Raw genomic sequence first — 18,409 nt, 5'->3', positions numbered from 1 at the left:
ATCGGCGAGTCCGGGGGTCCCTCCGGGCTTGCCGATCATCCGGAAGGTCGAATTCCGGCCGTTCCGGGGCCCTGGCGGGCCGGCGCGCCAGGGGGAGGGGCGGTACGGGTGTCCGACCTGACCGCACCAGGCCGCGCCGGGTGTTCGGCACGCGCCGCGGGTCGCGGCGGACCCCGCCCCTCGGGATCGCGGCGGGCGGGAAGCGGCTGAAAGGCGCCCTTGCTAGCGGTATCCGACACCAGGAGACTCCCGTCAGCGTCTCTCGGGGCTTGTCAGGGGCACGTCGAACGCCATCCCGTCCGCCGTGCCCTCGGCCGCCCTCCACGGGCTCCGGCACCACCCCACCCCGCCGGGCCTCCGAACCCCACTCGGGAGGACGACAAGTGACGATCAAGAGCATCATCCGTTCCAGGCTCTTCGCCGTGGCCACCGGCATGGCCGCGGTGGCCGCCCTCGCGGCCCCCTCGGCCGCACACGCCGACGGCGGCTTCAGTGCCGACCGGCTCGCCTCCGCCGGCGCCTCGGTCCTGCGCGCCGACGTGGCCGGCACCGCCTGGCACACCGACCCCGCCACCGGCACCCTGGTGGTCACCGCGGACTCCACCGTCTCGGCGGCCTCCATCGCCAAGATCCGCAGCGCGGCCGGAGCGAACGCCGCCGCCCTGCGCATCGAGCGCACCCCCGGCAAGCTGACGAAGCTGCTCAGCGGCGGCGACGCCAAGTACGCCACCAGCTGGCGCTGTTCGGTCGGCTTCAACGTGCGCAGCGGAAGCACCTACTACGTCCTCACCGCCGGCCACTGCACCGACGGCGCGGGCACCTGGTGGACCAACTCCGCCCGCACCACCGTCATCGGCGCGACGGTGGGCTCCAGCTTCCCGAACAACGACTACGGGCTCGTCCGCTACGACAACGCCGCCGTCGCCCACCCCGGGACCGTCGGCAACCAGGACATCACCAGCGCCGTCAACGCCACCACCGGCATGTCCGTCACCCGCCGCGGCTCCACCACCGGCACCCACAGCGGCTCGGTGACGGGGCTCAACGCCACCGTGAACTACGGCGGCGGCGACGTCGTCTACGGAATGATCCGGACCAACGTCTGCGCCGAGCCCGGTGACAGCGGCGGTCCGCTCTACTCGGGCACCCGCGCGGTCGGCCTCACCTCCGGCGGCAGCGGCAACTGCTCCTCGGGCGGCACCACGTTCTTCCAGCCCGTCGTCGAGGCGCTCAACGCGTACGGCGTGAGCGTGTATTAGCCGTGAGCGTGCCCTAGCCCTGCCCCCCGTGCGCCGTGGGGCCGCCACGGAGCCGTGCGCCCCCGCCGCACCCCTGGACGTCCTCCCGCCTTCTGGGAGGATGTCCAGGGCGTTCGTGTCCACGGGGGGGAGCGGGTTTCCGCATGAAGCGAATCGGCGTGACCGGGCACCGGTCGATTCCGGACGAGCTGCTCGGCCATGTGGAGGAGGGGCTGCGGGCCGTCCTGGAGGGCCACGAAGGGCCGTTGGAAGCCCTCTCCAGCCTCGCCGAGGGAGCCGACCAGCTGTTCGCCGCCATCGCCCTGGAATGCGGTGCGGACCTCACCGTGGTCATCCCCAGCGGGGACTACGAGGAGGGCTTCGGGGACACCGGCGCGCTGGACCGGTACCTGGGGCTCAAGCGCCGCGCCGCCCAGGAGGTCCGGATGGACTTCGCCCGCTCCACCGACGAGGCCTACTACGCGGCCGGCACCTACATCGCCGATTCCTGCGACCGCCTCGTCGCCGTCTGGGACGGCCTGCCCGCCCGCGGGCACGGCGGCACCGCGGAGATCGTCGCCTACGCCCGCGCGCTCGGGAAGCCCGTCACCGTGATCTGGCGGGAGGGCGTGGCCCGGGACTGATGCCACGCCCTCGCGGATGGTCAACTACTGTGCCGCGCCAGCCAGTCCGTGTGCTGCGGGGACACGTACCGCTCGGTCTCGTAGACCGCTGTCGGCCACTGCGTCTCCGTGATCGTCGTCTGCATCACGACCATCATCGCGGAGAGGTCCTGCTCGATCAGGGTGTGCGCCTCGATCAGCGGATGGTGGCGCCGCACCTCGTTCCAGGCGATGCCGGCCGTCGCCGCCGCGCTCAGCAGCCCCGTCAGCGCCGGCCCCGGACCCGAACCGAACGCCCCGAAGAGGGCGAACAGCAGCGCCAGCAGGGTCAATAGCACGATCGACCACGACCACAGGGCCGTGGCCCGCCGGGACACCTCCGTCTTGCGCTGGTACCAGTTGCGCTGCTCGATCAGCCGGTCGCGGACGTACGTCTCCCTGCGGACCTGGTAGTCCAGTCCCCGCAGCCGGAACATCGCCCCGGTGATCTCGCCGCCCTCCGGCACCAGCCCGGCGGTCCGCGGATCCTCCCAGCCCATCTTCCGCAGCTCGTTCAGTCCCGCCTCCAGCCGGGTCCGGTACGTCTCCTCGGCGCCCGGGACCTCGCTGCCGAAGGGGGCGCCGTGGACGGCGTACCGCCAGGCCAGCGATTTGATGAACTCCGCGGCGCTGCGGTTGAGCTGCCACTGCGGGCGGGCCCGGCGCCGGGTGGCCCGTACGCCCACGCCCAGCACCCCGGCGTACGCGAGCACGCTGAGGAGCCCGGACAGGTAGGCGGAGCCGAGTTTCGGCCCCTCGGGCAGGGCCGCGATCGCGGCGGCCACGACGAGCAGCATCAGCTGGGCGCGCGTGGCCTGGGTGGACTCCCGCTGCCGGGAGATCGCCGCCTGGTCGGTGTGGTGGAAGAGGGCCGGCAGGTCCTCGTTGCGAAAGGTGATGCTGTCACTCACAGCGAACCCCCCAGTCTGCTGGTTCTGCGTTCTGCGTTCTGCGTCCATCGGGAGGGGAGGGGAGGCGCGGGGGCGGCGCCCGGCGGGAGCCGCCCCCGCGGATCACACCGCCAGCGGCTCCAGGTCGCGGTGGACCCGGCGCTCGTCGCGGGCGTACCGGGTCAGACCGTGGTCCTCGCCGAGCAGCCGGGTCAGCTCGGCCACCGATTCGGCCCGTACCCGGTTCGCCTCCTCCTTGCGGCCCATCATGTCCAGGCTGACCGCCATGTTGGAGGCGCTCGCGAGGGTCTCCGGGTGGTGTACGCCCAGCGCTTCGCGCAGCCGCATCACCGATATCCGCTCCAGCTCCAGGGCGCCCTCCGGATCGCCCAGGTCGGCACGGGCGTTGGCCAGGTTGAGGTTGGCGAAGATGGTGTGCGGGTGGTTGTCGCCCAGGACCTCGCGCATGTGCCGGATGGTCTGGCGCAGCATCGGATCGGCGGTCTCCGCCGCCCCCGTGCCCCAGTGGAACACCGCGAGGTTGTTGACCGCGGCCAGGGTGTACGGGTGCCGCTCGCCCGGCACCTTGACGTACTCGTCCACCACCTCCTGGGCCAGGTCCCGCGCCCCGCCCGGGTCCCCGGTCGCGAACAGGTCCGCGGCCAGGTTCAGTTCGCAGGCGAGCAGGTCCGGGTTGACCGAGGTGTACTTGGCCCGGTAGCGGTTGCGGGTCGCCGTCGTCAGCCGCAGCGCGTCCTCCACGTCGCCCGCCCTGCGCAGCGAGACCGCGAGGTTCTTGGCCGCCGACAGGGTGCCGGGGAAGGCCCGGCCCAGGGTCCGCTTGTAGATCTCGTACGTCCGGCTCAGCAGTTGCACCGAGTCGTCGTACCGGCCCACCTCGCGCAGGTCGCGCGCCAGGTTCTGCGCCGAGGACAGGGTGTACGGGTGGTCCGTGCCCAGCACCTCGGTGCGCCGGTCGAGGACCTCCTGGTCGATCTCCCTGGCCCGCGCGTACTGCCCGATCATGCGCAGGTTCAGCGCCAGGTTGTTCGCGGCGGCCAGGGTCCGCGGGTGGGCCTCGTGGAAGATTTGCCCGAAGCCCTCGTGCGCGGCGTTCGCCAGCTCCATGGCCTCGCCGTAGCGGCCGAGCGCGCCGAGGTCCATCGCCAGACCGCTGGTGGTCATGTACGTGTGCGGGTGCGAGACGCCCAGCGCTGCCTGCTGGCGCTCCAGCGTCCCCTCGTCCAGCTCCATCGCCTCCACGAACCGGCCCTGCGAGCGCAGGATGTTGGAGAGGTGGAAGCGCAGGTACAGGTACTGGAGGTCATCGCCGCCCAGGGTCTCGCGCCAGGTCTCGCGCAACTCCTCGCCCAGCGCGTACGCGGCCTTGAAGTCACCGCGCTTCCAGAGGTAGCGGACGCGGTCGATCAGCAGCCGGCGGGTCTCCGGCTCCTTGCAGAACCGGGCCTCGGAGGGGGTCAGGTGCGGCCAGATGGTGTTGAACCGCGGCCAGGTCTCCGGGTTGTCTATCGGCTCGTCGTCGTCCGGCCGGGCACCCGCCAGGATCCGGTGCACCGCGTGCCGGGCCTCGCGCTGCTCCTCCTCGGAGAGCTGCGCCCGGATCACGGCCTGCACCAGGCGGTGCACCTGGATGCTGTTGCTGACCTGGTCGACCTTGGCCAGCGCGAACCGGCCGATCTCCCGGATGACGCGGCCGAGCACGAGCTTCTCCTGGAGGGAGGAGTCGTACGGCTTGAGGGCGTCGATCATCTCCTTGCTGTAGAGCAGGTTCGCCGAGATCGGCTCGGGCGCGAAGAAGGCGCACAGCTGGAGCAGCCGCACGGCCGCGGGGGAGCGGGACTGGAGCCGCTCTATGGAGACGTTCCAGGTGGCGGCCACCGGCTCCGGGTAGCCGGGCGGCTGGTTCAGCGCCAGCACGCGGGCGGCCTGCTGGGCCAGCTGCTCGATGTACGCGGACACCGGGGTCGCGGTCTCCGCGATCCAGGCGCCCGCCTGCTCGACGGCCAGCGGCAGGTCGCCGACGGCGACGGCCACCTGCTCGGCGTCCTCCTTGCTGAGGCCGGGGGCCCGGCGCTGGAGGTGCTCGATGGACTCCTCGCGCAGGAACACGTCCACCGGGAGGGCGTCGCCGTACTGGGACCAGGACTGGTTGCGGGAGGTGACGAGCACGTGCCCCGGGCCGCCCGGCGGGAAGTACCGCTTGAGCGTTTCGGGATCGTCGGCGTTGTCGAAGACGAGCAGCCAGCGCGAGGTGGGAACCCCGCGCCGCAGCAGGTCGATCGCCTCCTGGGAGGCGGCCGACATGTCCTCGCCGGTCTGCGCGCCGAGCCGTACGGCCAGTTCCGCGAGGGCGGCGACCACGTCGTCGGTCTGCTCGGCGGAGATCCACCAGACCAGGTCGTAGTCGGCCATGAACCGGTGCACGTACTCCAGCGCCACCTGGGTCTTGCCGACGCCGCCGAGCCCGAACAGGGTCTGCGGCTGGGGCAGCACCACGGATATGCCGCCGCCGAGCTGGTCGCGCATCCGCTCCAGCACGATGGAGCGGCCGGTGAAGCCGGGGTTGCGGGGCGGCGCGTTCCAGATCTTCGGGACCGTCCCCGGGAAGCGGGGGCCGGGCGCGGAGGCGCTGGCGACGGTGTCGGGCAGCGCCATGGGCCGTTCCACCGCGCGCAGCAGCGCGGTCGTGGCGTGCACCTCGTCGAGGCGGAACAGGTCCACCGGGTTGCGGTCGATGTACGGGGTGGACAGGCGGACGTCGCCCACCCGCAGCGGCACCAGCTGGCGCCGGCCCCCCGTCGGGTCCTCGGCGGCGGCCCGCTCCCACACGTCCACCGCGCGGGCGGACTTGAGGTAGGCGCTGGAGAGCAGCACCACGGTCCGCGCGGCCGTGTCCACGCTGATCCCGGTACCGCCCAGGGTGTCGCCGGCGGCGGTGGCCGGGGCCCTCTCGGCGGAGACGTCCCGGGGGACGACCCGGAAGCCGGCCCGGGTGAGCACCGATTCGATCCAGTCGGCCCACATGCGGTTCTCGGCGACGTAGGAGAGGAAGAGGTCGGCGGGCAGGGCGGGTCGGCGCCGGGTGAAGGCGTCGCGGATGCGCAGCCGCACCTCCTCGCCGATGGCCGGCATGGAGGTGACGTCGCCCTCGGTGACGACGGCGGTGAGCCGCTCGAAGGCGGACAGCAGGGAGTTGGTGAGCCCGGCCTCGTCCCCGAAGGTGGCCAGGGTCTCCTCGTAGGCGTAGTAGGGGCGGTACGGGATCTCCACCGCGCCCCAGTAGGAGGTGAGGTCGTCCCCGATCAGGCCGTTGGGGAAGCGGTCGAACTTGATGCGGGCCAGCGCGCGGCCCGCGTCGGCCTTCTCCTTCTCGCCCTCGTCGATGCGCATCGGAACCGGGTAGATCTTGATGCCGCGGTCGTTGAACCGCTCGTCGATCTGCCGGGCCACGGAGGCCGCGCCGTCGATGGACTGGTCGGACAGGGTGAAGCAGTCGACCAGGACGTCGGGCAGGTGGACCGTGCAGATGTCGGCGATGTCGGAGAGGCCGGTGCGGCTGTCGATCAGGACGTAGTCGTAGTTGCGCTTCATGTCGGCCCGTAAGGCGTCGAAGAAGAGCCCGCCGCCGAGCCGGTCGTAGAAGTTGTCCCAGTCGAAGGTGGAGACGGTCGCCGAGTACTCGCGGTTCTGCCGGCCCGCCGAGACGAAGTCGAGGGTCCCGCCGTCGGGGAACTCCCAGCCGAGGTTCTCGGGGGTGAGCGAGACGGCGTGCGGCTGGATCCGCGCGTAGTCCTTGTGCCAGTCGTCGGCGCGCTGCACCGGGCTGGTGGCCGCCCACGCGTACTCGCTGATCAGATCGATGACACCGGTGGTGGCGCCGAGGGTGGAGGGGTCCAGGAAGGGGTGGAAGAAGCGGTGCAGGCCGGGTGCCTCCAGGTCCCAGTCCACGGCGAGGACCCGCTTGCCGTTGGCGGCGAGGATCCAGGCGGTGTTGGCCAGCGCCATCGTGCGGCCGGTGCCGCCCTTGTACGAGTAGAAGGTGACGATGCGCCCCTCGCGGTGCTCGTCACCGCTGCCGTGCCGGCTGTCACGACTCTGGCTGTCACGACTCTGGCTGTCATGGCTCTGGCTGTCACGACTCGATGTCATCCGCGTCCCCCCGGTCGTTGTCGTTGTCGGTGTCGGGCCCGCCCGACCCGCTGTGCCCGTCGCCCGTGTCGCCCAGGGTGGGCGGGAAGGGGGCGGGCGGTGGGGCCGGTGGCCCGTTCATCCCCATCGGACCGAGCAGCCGGGGCCGTTCGGTTCCGGCCACGGGGCTGCCGGCCGGTGGATAGACCTGGGCGTGTCTGAGGAACTGCTGGGCGGCGGCCTCCACCACCTGCGGCAGGATCTGCCCGAGCGTCTCCATGTTGGCCACCCCGTTGGCGGCGGCCCGGCAGGCGGCCCGGCCCTGGCTCATCTTGACGGGCATGGTGTCCTCCAGCCGGTGGGCCAGCTCGCCCTCCTTCGCGCGGCTCTGGTGGTCGTACCGGTTCCACGGCACGACCACGTTGATCCAGGGCCGGGACTCCTGGTCGAAGGCGGCCAGGCGCTGCCGGCGCTGCTCGTCCTCCACCGCCCACCGGTCCACGATGAGGATCTCGGGCCGGGTCGGCGGCTGCTTGGAGTCGAAGTGGCCGGCTTCGTCGTCGAACGAGCCCACCGTCGTCTGGTAGTTGAGGTTGCGGACCAGGTCCTCGGCCACGTAGGCGATGGGCCGCTGGGAGACCGGGTGGTACGGGTTCCAGTCCAGCGCGCTGTCCCCGTAGTACTCGGGGCTGCGGCCCTCGGGCAGATCGTGCCGGGAGGCGGCGGCCACGGTGACGTGCAGGGTGCGGGTGGTGGGCCCCGGGGTGCTGCCCGGGGAGCCGAAGGCGCTGGGCACGAGGCGGTAGTCGAGCGGCCGGATCGGATCGAGCCGGACGGTCTCGGCGACCCGGACGATGCGTTTGGCGAGTTCGTAGACGGCGCTCTCGTACTGCTCGGCGTAGCCCCGCAGTTTGATCAGGCCGTAGAGCCCGTCGGTGACGTACCGCTCGCCGAAGGTGTTGTGGTTGAACTGCAACCGCTCTGCGGGCAGCGGGAGTTGTGAGGGAGGCACCGGCACCCATAACGCGGGCACGATGGCCTCGGCCGGCTGATTGCTGAGTGCCACGTGGTGGATGGTGCGCTGCGCGAAGGCGAACCATTCCTTCCCGCACATTTCGCTGGCGAAGTAGCGCGGCGAGAACAGGGGGACGAAGACCCGGCAGGTGGCGAGCGCCGCCCCGAGCCGTTCCGACCAGCCCTCACCGCTGCGTATCTCCCGGTCCATGAAGCCGGCCTCGGCTCCCGCGGGCAGATTCGTCAGTGCCATGACATGGCTGCAGAGATCGCGGAAAAGCCGCTCCACCCACATGTCCGGGTCCGGTCCTCCCGCCCCGAACCTCGGTGTATGCGCATAACTGAGAAAAAAGTACGGCTGCACTGATGCGGGCACACGACCCCCGTCCCGAAGATGCGAGCGAAGAAACATCATTCCGGAGCTGCTCCGCCACATCCCCTCATCGTTCAGTCAATCAGCGTCTGTTTTCGGTCATCCATTCAAGCGCGTGATCGACGGCATGCGGAAGGGCGAAGAGCATGGTCGATGCTCTTCCGATCCGCCCCCGGCGAATCCGGTCTTCCGGGAACGCCCTGCCGATCTCGGCGAAATCGCTGTCATCCAGCGCGATGTCCTCGTACGCGGTCCACCCTTCCCGCTTCGGCGCCTCTTTGCCGTGACAGGGCTGCCCCCCTGAAGACCCCGGATGGTTCACCTTCACCACACACTCGTACATGCGCAAGGGGGGCTTCGGAATTCGATACTCCGCGAGATGGAAAGCGGTGCAGACGGAAAATCCCACATTGATCATGAGTACCTTCCATCCCTCCCCGCACATCTTTCCCAAGGGGGATTCCTCGCCCAAATGGCTGGTCAGCGGATGCCCCGCACACAGCTCCCGGGCACCCTCGCCGACCGCGGCGAACGAGGTCTGCGGATGCCCGCTGCGGGCCGCTCCCGGAGCGGTGCGCACCGCCTCGGCGAACACCCCCATGCCGTGGCTCGGGGTGAGCGCCGGGTCGAAGGCGGGCATCCGTGCGCGGAAGGCCCGTACGCCCCCTTCGGAGAGGCCCGCGATCCGTGCCAGGTGCGCGGTGGAGGTCTTGGAGTTCTGCGGGGTGAAGGCCGGCGCCGCGAGGGTGCCGCCCGGCCCGACGGCGGTGAGCAGGGCGCCCCGCAGCTCCTCGGCGCGCAGACCGGTGCCGCCGAGCGAGGCGTGCACCAGGAGGCGCGTGCCGGGGCGGACGCCGAGTGCGCGCAGGGGGGCGGCGAGGCCGCTCGTCATGCGACGGCCGCCTTCATGCGTCGACCGCCTTGAGTTCCCAGCGGAGCCGCTCCACGAGCCGCTTGCCGGTGCTCGTCAGTTCCGCCGCCCCCGACAGCCGGTCCAGGGCCCGGTTGATCCGGTCCAGCCCGCCCGGCTCCGCGGCGGCGGTGGCCCGCCGGTAGGCCTCCACGGCCACCCGCTCGTGGACGTCGGCCAGCAGCCGGGACACCGGGACCGGGCGCTCCCGCCACGGCGAGGGGTGCTGCCACTCCCCGTCCAGCGCGTACAGGTCGGCCACCTCGGTCAGCGCCTGGAGCCCGGCCCGCCGCCTCCCCGTCAGCAGGGCGAGCGCGGTCTCCGCCACCCCCGCCGCGTACGGCACTCCGAGCGCGCCCGGACCGTGCCGCCCGGCCTCGCCCCAGCCGCGGGCCCGGGGGCCGCCCGCGAGCGGGGTCAGTGTGGTCAGCCCGGTGGCGGCGGCCCCGGCGAACTCGGGCACCGAGGACCGCAGCAGCGCCCACGCCGCGTCGAGGCGCCCGCGCCACTCCTCGGCCTCCCCGGCGCCGAGCCGCAGCCTGGGCGGGCGGGCGAAGCAGTTGCGGTGCGGGTCGAGGTCCTCCAGCGCCACCGGGGCCGTGTCCGGCCCCGGCGACCAGGTGCGTACGGGCTGCCAGCGCGCGTCACCCGCCGCGGGACCGAAGCGGTGCTCGGCGCGACCCTCCTCGCGGACGGCGTACCCCCCGTCGGCGGCGTGCAGCGTGGCCCGCCCCTCGGTGCCGGGCTCGCCCAGGCGCAGCAGGCCGAGCGTCGGCAGGTACACCTCGCCGTCCCGGTAGACGACCTCGGCGGGCAGGTCGAGACCGCCGCGCAGCACGGCGGCGGCGGCCAGTGCGGTCAGCCGGCGGGCCGCCCGCGGGGCCTCGGGGCCCTCCTGCGCGGGGTCGAGGCAGGCCATGACCCAGGTCCGGGTGAAGGGGTGGGCCAGTACGGCGTCCAGCGCGTCCGCGCCCGCCCGCCCGGCCCGCTCCACGGCCCCCAGCACCCGCCAGGCCCGGTCCCAGTCGGAATCACCCGTACGGCGGTCGTTCAGGAGGGCGAGCAGGTCCCGGGTGAGCTGCTCCTGGGAGGCGGCCAGTGCGATGGGGTCGGACAGTTCCGGCGCGCTCGCGCGGGCGCCCGTACGCCCCTCCACGCCGTCGACGAGTTCGCGCAGGTCGGTGCAGTAGACCGAGGGGTTGTCGAAATCACCGACGGCTTCCGGGCCGGACAGGTGCTCGGGACCGGCCTTGTAGCGGTGCGTGTAGAGCCCGCCTCCGCACGAGCGTACGACGGGGCAGCGGCGGCACGTGTCGCTGACGCCGGCCAGGCCCAACTGCCTGGCGCGGACCCCGGGATGGGACGCGACCAGGTCGAAGGCGTGGTCGAAGACGTTGAACCCGGTGGCGGCGGCCCCCTCGAAGGCGCTCTTCAGGGAGTCGACCTGTTCCAGGTTCCCGTCGGTTTCCACCACCACGAGATCGGTGGGCGCGAGGCCGAGGGACTCGGTGAGGCTGGGGCCGCCGGCCAGGGTGGAGAACAGCGAGTCGAAGAGCCGTACGGGGACCGGGCGGCCCAGGCGCTCCCAGTGGTCGAAGACCCGCAGCAGCCAGCGCGCGTAGGTGTCGGGGGCCTCGTCGGGACGGACCGGGGGCGTCTGCCAGGTGGCGTGCGGGAGGAGGAAGTCAACCCGTGGCGGGGCCAGTTCGACGAGGGCGTCGAGGACGGCCACGGGATCGTTGGCCACGTCGATGGTGCAGAGCAGACCCTGGTAGAGATGGCGGTAGGGCTCGGTGCGCAGGAGGTCCACGGCGGCCAGGACCAGGGGGTGGCTGGTGCGTCCGTCGGCGAAGCGGCGGTGGCGGTCGTTGGCCGCGCGGTCCCCGTCGAGGGAGACGCTGACGCTGACGCCGAACTCCGCGAAGAGGTCCAGGTAACGGCGGCTGAGCTGAAGGCCGTTGGTGTGCATGCGCAGGTCGAGGTCGGCGATGCCGTCGAGGGCGCGGGTGAATTCCTCGCACACGAGCCGGAGGCGGGCGGTGCCCGCGAGGAGCGGTTCCCCTCCGTGAAGGATGACCGTGACGGAGGGGAGTGCGTGTGTCCTTGCGTGTTCGGCGAGACGCGACGCGGTCTGTGCGATCACCTCGGGGGAGATCACCTTGGGCCGGCCGCGCCAGCTCTGATCTGCGTGTTCGTAGACATAGCAATGATCACAAGCGAGATCGCATCTGCTGTGAACTTTCAGGACGATCTCGCGAAAAGCGATCAGGCCGGTCATTCCACCAGTCTAGAGCGCTGACTTCGTCGTCAGAGTGCAGAGTTGAAGATGGGCGTCTGGACCTTTCGGCCGGATTCCGTCGGGAGGACGCGACCCAGGGTCGCGGCCGCGCGCGCACCGCGGACATCGATCCGGTCGAGCGGGACGCGGGTGGCCGTGACGGTGCTGGCCGGGTGGGTTGCGGAGGTGTTCATGACGCCGTCCTCGGGGAGGTCATGGGGAATGGGAGGGTTGACCATGGCGAGAAGCCAGTGTCTGGCGCGGACTTTACCGCCCCGGCCGCTGATCGGCGTGCCGAACTGCCCAGGTCGTCGCTACAGAGTGATGTCCTGTGCAGGGCCGATCGGGCGGCTCTGGTAAACATGATCGAATTCCCTCGGACCCGGTATTCGCCCGTTTGCCTCAAGGAAAGATCCTTTCCATTTGGGGTGTCCATGTTCACCCCTCCCGGCCGGGTACGGCGGCCCCCGGTCGGGAGGGGCGGCCGCGCCGCGGTCGCGGTGGCCCCCGCATCCGCGGACCGGGCCCGGCGGGGTGACAACTCGCGTTGCCGTGCGGGCGAGTTGATGGCGCGGTGGGCGGTGGGACCACTTCCGCGCCGGTCGTCTACGCCGGCTGCTGTTCGTTGACGGGAGGCGCGGGTACCTCCCGGAGCAGCCAGGTCAGTACGTCGGGCAGGGCGCGCAGCGCCGCGAAGTGCGCGGCGGCCGGGTCGATGTTCGTGGTGGCGCCCGGGATGCGGCCGGCCAGCCAGCGGGAGTGGCCCACGGGGGAGAACACGTCGAGCTCGCCGTGCCAGATCAGCACCGGGCAGCGGATGTCCGCCGGGTCGAAGCCCCAGGGGCCGCTGAAGGAGATGGCGTCGTCGATCCAGCCGTAGGCGGAGGTGCGGACCCCCTCGCGGTAATTGCGCAGCAGCATGGCCCGCAGCCCCGCGTCCGCGACGATCATGCGGTCGCTGTCGGTGAGCTCGCGGCGCAGCTCGTCCAGCAGCCGGCCGGGGTCCTCGGCGATCCCGGCGGCGCGCGGGATCAGCCGGGCGGCGAGCTCCTCGGGGTCCCGGCCGGCGGTGGAGTGCTCCCGGATGTTCGAGGGGGACATGCCCTCGAACCAGTCCAGGTCCTCCGCGTCCCGGGGGGCCAGGGAAACCAGCGCGGCGGTCCGGGTGACCCGGTCGGGGAGCAGGGCGGCGCAGGCCAGCGCGCCGGGGGCGCCGCCGGAGCGGCCTGCCACGGCGAAGGTGTCCAGGCCCAGGGAGTCGGCGATCGCGGCCACCTCCGTGGCCACGTCGGCGACGGTGCGGCCCGGATGGCGGTCGGAGCCGCCGTAGCCGGGGCGGTCGTAGGCGATGAGCTGCATCCGGCGCTGGTAGAGGACCATGCCCCGGGGAGCGGGGCCCAGCCGGCTGCCGGGCATGCCGTGGAGCAGGAAAACGGGTTTGCCGTGCGGGTCGCCCCAGCGCTCCACCGTCAGATTCCGTCCGTCCGCGACGCGCACCTGACTGCGCACGCGCTCCCTCCCTCACGGTCGAAGCGACTCGTCACGGTGATTGTGCGCGCTGGGGGAGGAGTGCGGTAGGGCGCACTTCGCCCGAAATTCTTGTGAAAGTTTTCACAAGCACACAGGGGTCTTAGGTCCCAAGGTATCTGCGCAGGTCAGGTGGGTGGTGGAGAAGGTGTGAACGGGCGTGAACGGACCTTCGGCCTGGTGGATAAGGGCTTTTTCGGCGGCGCGGCTTCCGCTTTTGGGTGTCGAATTGAGTCATCAGGAAAGCGGTTCGGGTTGAGTCGAAATGAAGGAGTTCCTGCCATGCAGGCGAACGAGATGGTGGATGGACTGGTCCAGGGGGCACTCAAGGCGCTCGACCAGTTCTCGTCGTTCAACCAGGAGCAGGTCGACCACATCGTCAAGAAGGCCTCGCTGGCCGCGCTGAGCCAGCACGGCGAGCTCGCCCAGCTGGCGGTCGAGGAGACCGGTCGCGGCCTCTTCGAGGACAAGGCCGTCAAGAACCTCTTCGCCTGCGAGCACGTCGTGAACTCGATGCGCGGGCTCAAGACCGCCGGCGTCATCCGCCGCGACGAGCTGAACGGCATCACGGAGATCGCCGAGCCCGTAGGTGTCGTCTGCGCGATGACCCCGGTCACCAACCCGACCTCGACCACGATCTTCAAGGCGCTGATCGCCCTGAAGACCCGCAACCCGATCATCTTCGCCTTCCACCCCTCCGCGCAGAACTGCTCGGCCGAGGCCGCCCGCATCGTCCGCGACGCCGCCGTCGCCGCCGGCGCTCCCGCCGACTGCGTCCAGTGGGTCACCGCCCCCTCCATGGAGGCCACCGGCGCCCTCATGAACCACCCGGGCGTCTCCACCATCCTCGCGACCGGCGGAAACGCGATGGTCAAGGCCGCTTACTCGTGCGGCAAGCCGGCCCTGGGCGTCGGCGCGGGCAACGTCCCGGCGTACGTCCACAAGAGCGCCAAGCTCGGCCGCGCGATCCACGACATCGTGCTCTCCAAGGCCTTCGACAACGGCATGATCTGCGCCTCCGAGCAGGCCGTCATCCTCGACACCGAGATCTACGAAGCGGGTCTGGCCGAGTTCAAGCGGCTCGGCGCCCACGTGGTCTCCGCCGCCGAGAAGACCAAGCTGGAGCAGTTCGTCTTCGGCACCACCGCCTACGCGGCCGACGCCAACGGCGCCAAGCTGAACCCCAACGTCGTCGGCAAGTCCCCGCAGTGGATCGCCGAGCAGGCCGGCTTCACCGTCCCCGCCGAGGCCTCCATCCTCCTCGCGGAGTGCAACGAGGTCGGCGAGAACGAGCCGCTGACCCGCGAGAAGCTGTCCCCGATCCTGGCCTGCCTGAAGGCCTCGGACACCGAGCACGGCCTCGAACTGGCCGCAGCGATGGTCGAGTTCCACGGTCTGGGCCACAGCGCCGCCATCCACGCCGAGGACGAGGAGCTCGTCGAGGAGTTCGGCAAGAAGGTCAAGACGATCCGCGTCATCGCCAACTCGCCCTCCACCTTCGGCGGCATCGGCGACGTCTACAACGCCTTCCTCCCCTCGCTCACCCTGGGCTGCGGCTCGTACGGACACAACTCGGTGTCGAACAACGTCACCGCGGTCAACCTGATCAACGTCAAGCGGATCGGACGGCGCAACACCAACATGCAGTGGTTCAAGGTCCCGCCGAAGATCTACTTCGAGCGCAACTCCATCCGCTACCTCGGTGAGATGGACGGCATCAGCCGCGTCTCGATCGTCACCGACAAGACGATGGTCTCCATCGGCTTCGTGCAGAAGGTCGTCGACATCCTGCAGGCCCGCGAGGGCGCCGTGTCGATCCAGATCATCGACAACGTCGAGCCCAACCCGGAGCTCTCCACGGTCCAGGCCGGCGCCGCGATGATGCGCGACTTCAAGCCCGACACGATCATCGGCCTCGGCGGCGGTTCGCCGATGGACGCCGCGAAGATCATGTGGCTGATGTACGAGCGCCCGGAGGTGGAGTTCGCCGACACGAAGGAGAAGTTCTTCGACGTCCGCAAGCGCGCCTACAAGTTCCCCTCGCTGGGCGAGAAGGCCAAGATGGTCGCCATCCCGACCACCTCCGGCACCGGTTCAGAAGTCACCCCGTTCGCCGTCATCTCCGACCCGGCCGCGGCTCAGAAGTACCCGCTCGCCGACTACGCGCTGACCCCGAACGTCGCCATCGTCGACCCGATGCTGCCGATGGGCCTCCCGCCCAAGGTGACCGCCGACTCCGGCTTCGACGCCCTGACGCACGCCACCGAGGCCTACGTCTCCGCGTACTCGAACGACTACACCGACGGCCTGTGCCTCCAGGCCATCAAGCTCATCTTCGAAAACCTGCAGCGCTGCGTGGTCGACGGTCCGAACGACCCCGAGGCCCGCGAGAAGATGCACAACGCCTCCACGGTGGCGGGCATGGCCTTCGCCAACGCCTTCCTGGGCATGGTCCACGCCATGGCGCACACCCTGGGCAACACCTTCCACGTCGCCCACGGCCGCACCAACGCGCTGCTCCTGCCGCACGTGATCCGCCACAACGGCACGGTCACCCACAAGGCCACCCCGTGGCCCAAGGCCGAGGTCTACCGGGCGCCGGAGCGCTTCCAGGAGATCGCCAAGATGCTGGGCCTGCCGGCCGCCACGGCCGCCGAGGGCGTCGAGTCCTACGCCAAGGCCGTCGAGGACCTGCGCGGCAAGTGCGGGATCACCTCCTCCTTCGCCGAGGAGGGCGTGGACGAGCAGTCCTTCATCGAGGCCCTGCCGACCCAGGCCATGAACGCCTACGCCGACCAGTGCGCCCCCGCCAACCCGCGGATGCCGATGATCGACGACCTGAAGCAGCTCATGCGCCAGGCGTACTACGGCAACGCCGAGGGGGCCCTGGCCAAGAAGGCCGCCGCCAAGAAGAAGTGACCCTGGCAAGGAGCGACCCTTCTTCTTCCTGAGAACCTCCGCCAAGGAGCGGAAAAGCCCGTCCGGGGCGCTAAGGCCCGGGCGGGCTTTCCACATGTCCGGCTGCGGGATGTCCGGCTGCGGGCGGTGCGCCGACGGCTCAGGTGTGCGGGATCAGCAGGGCCGCGGCCGAGCGGGCACGCTCCAGGGAGGTGGCCCGGTCGGCGCCGCGCTCGCCCAGGACCACCCGGGTGCTCAGCCCGTCGAGCAGGGCGAGCAGCTCCGAGGCCCGGGCGGGGACGTCCAGGCCGGGGGTGAAGCGGCCCTGCTCCACCCCCCTGGCGAGCAGTGCCTCCAGATCCCGCTGCCAGCCGTCGTCGATCTCCTGCTGGGCGGTGCGCAGCGGCTCGTTCGAGGGGATCCGGGCCCAGAGCTCGATCCAGAGCGTCCAGCGGGGGTCGCGCGGGCCGCGCGGCAGGTAGAGCTCCAGGAAGAGCGCCAGCTTGCGGTGGGCGGTGACCCGGCGCGCCAGCAGTGCGGCGCGTTCGGCGGCGAGCTGCTCCTCGCTCCAGCGCAGCGCGGCCAGCAGCAGCCGGTCCTTGCTGCCGAAGTAGTACAGGATGTGGCCGCCGCTGGTGCCGAGCCGTTCGGCGAGCGCGGACATGGTGAGCGTGGCCAGCCCGTCCTCGGCGATGGCCGCCATGGCCTCCTCCAGCATCCGCTCCTGGGCGATCCGCCCGTCGCGCCGCCGTGCCGCTCCCGCCGGTCCTGCCGGTCCTGCCACCCGTGCCGCCTTCCCGATCTTCGTGGGCCGACCTTATCCCGGACAGGGTCTTGACGGGGTCCAGGTCGGCAGCGCATCTTGAATGCCATTCAAGAACTTAGAACGCCGTTCAAGGTCTGTTCGCGGTTCACGGTTCACGGTTCACGGTTCGCGGTTCACCGCCGAAGGTCAGGGGCAGACGCATGGCACACCAGGAGACGACGGCCGACGTCGACGAGGTCTTCAGAGTCGAGACGCACGGCATCGACCCCATCCCCGACGCCGAGCGCCACGGCGGGGCCAAGGACCTCTTCTGGCTCTGGTTCGGGTCGAACCTGACCTTCACCTACGTGATCAACGGAGCCCTCGCCGTCGCCTTCGGCCTCAGCTTCTGGCAGGCCACCGCCGTGGTCGTGATCAGCGGACTGTCCTTCTTCGCGATCAGCGCCGCGGGTCTCAGCGGCATCCGCACCGGCACCGCCACCCTGGTCATCTCCCGGGCCGCCTTCGGCGTACGGGGCAACTGGCCGGCGGGCGTCCTCAACTGGGTGGTGAGCATCGGCTACACCATCGTCAACACCGTCGTCGGGACCCTGGCACTGGAAGTCTTCTTCGCCGAGGTCGGTCTGGGCGAAGGCACCTTGATCCGGGGCCTCGCGCTCGGCGTCACCCTCGCGCTCACCTTCGCCGTGGCCATGTGGGGCCACGCCACCGTGCAGTTCGCCGAGCGCTGGATGGCCTACGTCCTTGCCGTCGGCTTCGGCGCCCTGCTGGTCTTCGTCCTGCCCGGCGCCGAGACCACCGCCCCGGCCGACGCCCTGGCCCCGGGCCTGTCCGGCTGGAGCCTGGCCTTCGTCGTGATGCTCGCCGGGCCCTTCTCGTACCTGCCGATGCCCGCCGACTACACCCGCTACCTGCCCCGCACCACCTCGCTGAAGTCGATCACCTGGATGGGCGCGCTCGGCGGGTTCGTCTCCTCCGTCGCCCTCGGGATCGCCGGCGTGGCCGCCGCCACCCAGACCGACATGACCGACGCCGTCGCCGGAGCCGAGAGCCTGCTCCCCGGCTGGTTCCAGCCGCTGTTCCTGGCCCTGGTCCTGGGCGGCTCCGTCACCAACTCGATCATCACGCTCTACTCCTCCAGCCTGAACCTCCAGGTCCTCGGCATCCCGTGGAGCCGGGCCCGCGCCATCGTGATCAGCGCCGCCGTGACCGCCGCGGGGTCGCTCGCCGCGCTCTTCCTCACCGACTTCACCACCTCGCTGCTGTCCTTCCTCTCCCTCCTGATCATCGTCTTCGCCCCCTGGGGCGGCGTCTTCCTCGCCGACATGCTGCTGCGCCGCTGCCGCTACGACTCCGACGCGCTGCACGCCGGGAGCGCGGGCGCCTACTGGTACCGCTCCGGCTACCACCCCGCCGGCATGACCGCCCTGCTCGCCGGCATGGCCTTCGCCGCCCTGACCTGCGATTCCGAGCTGTGGACCGGGCCGCTCGTGGCCCCGCTCGGCGGCGCTGACCTCACACTGCTCGGCTCGGTGGTCTCCGGGCTCACGTACTGGGCCCTCGCCCGGCGGGTGCCCGCGTACGCCCCGGCGGCCTGAGGGCCCTGCCCCTCCGGGGGCCTGCCGCCCCGGGCCCTGCCGCCCCGGGCCCTGCCGCCCCGGGCCCTGCGGCCCCGGGCCCTGCCGCCCCGGGCCCTGCCTTTTC

The 18,409-nt window shown here is 71.2% G+C and carries 12 protein-coding genes; 4 read left to right on the top strand and 8 right to left on the bottom strand.

Annotation, left to right across the window (positions count from 1 at the left end):
- The first annotated feature begins 434 nt into the window (after positions 1 to 434).
- Entirely contained in the window at positions 435 to 1,259 is an 825-nt protein-coding gene (locus tag ACIQV3_RS18240) for a S1 family peptidase (protein WP_403713440.1), read from the top strand.
- A gap of 143 nt (positions 1,260 to 1,402) precedes the next feature.
- Positions 1,403 to 1,882 (top strand): hypothetical protein, encoded by a 480-nt coding sequence (locus ACIQV3_RS18235; RefSeq protein WP_403713394.1) that lies wholly within the window; start codon positions 1,403 to 1,405, stop codon positions 1,880 to 1,882.
- Between the two features lie 20 nt (positions 1,883 to 1,902).
- On the opposite strand, the gene ACIQV3_RS18230 is transcribed toward ACIQV3_RS18235, so the two are convergent.
- From ACIQV3_RS18230 to ACIQV3_RS18200, 7 genes are all read right to left on the bottom strand, one after another.
- Positions 1,903 to 2,859 (bottom strand): DUF4231 domain-containing protein, encoded by a 957-nt coding sequence (locus ACIQV3_RS18230; protein ID WP_403713393.1) that lies wholly within the window; start codon positions 2,857 to 2,859, stop codon positions 1,903 to 1,905.
- 54 nt (positions 2,860 to 2,913) lie between these two features.
- Positions 2,914 to 6,960 carry an FxSxx-COOH system tetratricopeptide repeat protein gene (gene fxsT, locus ACIQV3_RS18225; RefSeq protein ID WP_403713392.1) on the bottom strand — a complete coding sequence of 1,349 codons (4,047 nt, stop codon included), beginning with the start codon at positions 6,958 to 6,960 and terminating at the stop codon, positions 2,914 to 2,916.
- On the bottom strand, positions 6,944 to 8,365 hold the full coding sequence (locus ACIQV3_RS18220) for a TIR-like protein FxsC (protein ID WP_403713438.1): 1,422 nt from the start codon (positions 8,363 to 8,365) through the stop codon (positions 6,944 to 6,946). The genes fxsT and ACIQV3_RS18220 overlap by 17 nt, the downstream gene beginning before the upstream one ends.
- 43 nt (positions 8,366 to 8,408) lie before the next feature.
- On the bottom strand, positions 8,409 to 9,155 hold the full coding sequence (locus tag ACIQV3_RS18215) for an aminoglycoside N(3)-acetyltransferase (protein ID WP_403713391.1): 747 nt from the start codon (positions 9,153 to 9,155) through the stop codon (positions 8,409 to 8,411).
- 76 nt (positions 9,156 to 9,231) lie between these two features.
- Positions 9,232 to 11,514, bottom strand: a complete 2,283-nt coding sequence (fxsBH, locus tag ACIQV3_RS18210; RefSeq protein WP_403713390.1) for a radical SAM/SPASM protein FxsBH, inactivated beta-hydroxylase extension form — start codon at positions 11,512 to 11,514, stop codon at positions 9,232 to 9,234.
- A 29-nt stretch (positions 11,515 to 11,543) separates the two neighbouring features.
- Entirely contained in the window at positions 11,544 to 11,708 is a 165-nt protein-coding gene (gene fxsA / locus ACIQV3_RS18205) for an FxSxx-COOH cyclophane-containing RiPP peptide (RefSeq protein WP_254384685.1), read from the bottom strand.
- Between the two features lie 412 nt (positions 11,709 to 12,120).
- A complete protein-coding gene (locus tag ACIQV3_RS18200) occupies positions 12,121 to 13,023 on the bottom strand; it encodes an alpha/beta fold hydrolase (RefSeq protein ID WP_403713389.1) in 903 nt (300 codons plus the stop codon).
- Positions 13,024 to 13,323: 300 nt separating this feature from the next.
- Here ACIQV3_RS18200 and adhE point away from each other — a divergent pair, with 300 nt between their 5' ends.
- Entirely contained in the window at positions 13,324 to 15,960 is a 2,637-nt protein-coding gene (adhE, locus tag ACIQV3_RS18195; RefSeq protein ID WP_403713388.1) for a bifunctional acetaldehyde-CoA/alcohol dehydrogenase, read from the top strand.
- 139 nt (positions 15,961 to 16,099) lie between these two features.
- On the opposite strand, the gene ACIQV3_RS18190 is transcribed toward adhE, so the two are convergent.
- Positions 16,100 to 16,657: a TetR/AcrR family transcriptional regulator gene (locus ACIQV3_RS18190; RefSeq protein WP_403713436.1), complete on the bottom strand. Its 558-nt coding sequence runs from the start codon at positions 16,655 to 16,657 to the stop codon at positions 16,100 to 16,102.
- Between the two features lie 248 nt (positions 16,658 to 16,905).
- Here ACIQV3_RS18190 and ACIQV3_RS18185 point away from each other — a divergent pair, with 248 nt between their 5' ends.
- Positions 16,906 to 18,303, top strand: a complete 1,398-nt coding sequence (locus ACIQV3_RS18185) for a purine-cytosine permease family protein (RefSeq protein WP_403713387.1) — start codon at positions 16,906 to 16,908, stop codon at positions 18,301 to 18,303.
- The last annotated feature ends 106 nt before the right edge of the window (positions 18,304 to 18,409 follow it).

Origin of the sequence: Streptomyces sp. NPDC099050 (assembly GCF_044759865.1) — a bacterium.
Lineage (GTDB): Bacteria > Actinomycetota > Actinomycetes > Streptomycetales > Streptomycetaceae > Streptomyces.
This window is presented reverse-complemented; position numbering and strand designations above follow the sequence as displayed.

What these genes read in the sequence shown, in the direction of transcription:
- ACIQV3_RS18235 (WP_403713394.1), top strand. Translation starts at nt 1,403, where the DNA reads ATGAAGCGAATCGGCGTGACCGGGCACCGGTCGATTCCGGACGAGCTG.
- fxsT (WP_403713392.1), bottom strand. Translation starts at nt 6,960, where the DNA reads ATGACATCGAGTCGTGACAGCCAGAGCCATGACAGCCAGAGTCGTGAC.
- ACIQV3_RS18230 (WP_403713393.1), bottom strand. Translation starts at nt 2,859, where the DNA reads ATGGACGCAGAACGCAGAACGCAGAACCAGCAGACTGGGGGGTTCGCT.
- ACIQV3_RS18240 (WP_403713440.1), top strand. Translation starts at nt 435, where the DNA reads ATGGCCGCGGTGGCCGCCCTCGCGGCCCCCTCGGCCGCACACGCCGAC.
- adhE (WP_403713388.1), top strand. Translation starts at nt 13,324, where the DNA reads ATGCAGGCGAACGAGATGGTGGATGGACTGGTCCAGGGGGCACTCAAG.
- fxsBH (WP_403713390.1), bottom strand. Translation starts at nt 11,514, where the DNA reads ATGACCGGCCTGATCGCTTTTCGCGAGATCGTCCTGAAAGTTCACAGC.
- ACIQV3_RS18220 (WP_403713438.1), bottom strand. Translation starts at nt 8,365, where the DNA reads ATGTTTCTTCGCTCGCATCTTCGGGACGGGGGTCGTGTGCCCGCATCA.
- fxsA (WP_254384685.1), bottom strand. Translation starts at nt 11,708, where the DNA reads ATGAACACCTCCGCAACCCACCCGGCCAGCACCGTCACGGCCACCCGC.
- ACIQV3_RS18185 (WP_403713387.1), top strand. Translation starts at nt 16,906, where the DNA reads ATGGCACACCAGGAGACGACGGCCGACGTCGACGAGGTCTTCAGAGTC.
- ACIQV3_RS18190 (WP_403713436.1), bottom strand. Translation starts at nt 16,657, where the DNA reads ATGCTGGAGGAGGCCATGGCGGCCATCGCCGAGGACGGGCTGGCCACG.